The 1,023-nt window shown below is 62.8% G+C and carries 1 protein-coding gene; it reads right to left on the bottom strand.

Annotated elements, in window-relative coordinates:
- On the bottom strand, positions 1–1,023 hold a 1,023-nt coding region (locus J2T55_RS13195), incomplete at both ends, for an IS4 family transposase (protein ID WP_259057854.1).

Here is a 1,023-nt window from a genome sequence, read left to right as displayed (position 1 = left end):
AGGAACTCGTCCTGGATGTAGCGTAATGCCATGACAAAGGAGATGCGCTGCGGCGGCACGTCGGCGTCACTGGCGATGCGGGTTATCTCCAGCCGGATGAGATTATAGGCCAACAGGATGCCCCACATTTCCTGTTCAATGCCGTCGGGGGTTTGGCTTCTGAGCAGGGTTTCATTGGTGAGCTGCTGGCGTTTGATTTCACCATAGCCCTGTTCGATTTCCCAGCGCTGCCAGTAGACATTGAGCAGGTCGGCCAATGGATAGGCGTCGGGATCCATCAATGAGGTTAAAAAGCCGCGGATAGCCCCTTGGGGATCGGCATAGGTAATGAGCCGGGCCTGCCAGGTCGCCGGCAGGTGCGGCTGCTGACGCCGCGCCTGCGGCGAGACAGGCATCTCAACCAGGCAGTCATGCGGCCCATACTGTTCAATCACCGTGTGCCGGAGCTTGTTCTTCACCGGCATGAGCCAGTGGCAGTCGGGCTGTTGCTGTTGCCAGGCCAGCAGCAACCCGGCGCTGAAGTAGCAACGGTCGAACAGGGTCAACGAGGCCGCCGGCGCCGAACCGACCAACTGTTGCGCGTGGCTGACTTCGCCGACCCGGCTGGGGCCGAAGGCCACATCCCAGAGCAGGTGCGAGTGCACCGACAACAGACTGACCAGTGTCAGGGTCGGATAGGCATTGCGGCCGCTATTGGGGTACCCGAAGTACGCGGCATTGGCGTTGCTGTCCGGCACCTGGAACACGGTGCCATCAACACTGAGCAGTTTGAGCCCATGGAAGTCGGCCCGGGTCTCCTGGTCGGCCCAGGTCTGGGCCGAACTCAGAAACAGATAGCGTAACGGCGCGCTGCCGAGACGCTCGCGCGCCTGCGTCAGGGCGCTGGGCGCCACCCGTCGCAGGCCGGTATCGGCGGCCGGCATCACCAGCGACAGCTTGTCGCAGACATCGGCAATGGAACGGTTGCGATACAGGCCCATGCCCAGTACCAGCCAGACCACCTGCTCGGCCGGCAGCTTGCGC

Origin of the sequence: Methylohalomonas lacus (genome assembly GCF_024808875.1) — a bacterium.
Classification (GTDB): domain Bacteria; phylum Pseudomonadota; class Gammaproteobacteria; order Methylohalomonadales; family Methylohalomonadaceae; genus Methylohalomonas; species Methylohalomonas lacus.
This window is presented reverse-complemented; position numbering and strand designations above follow the sequence as displayed.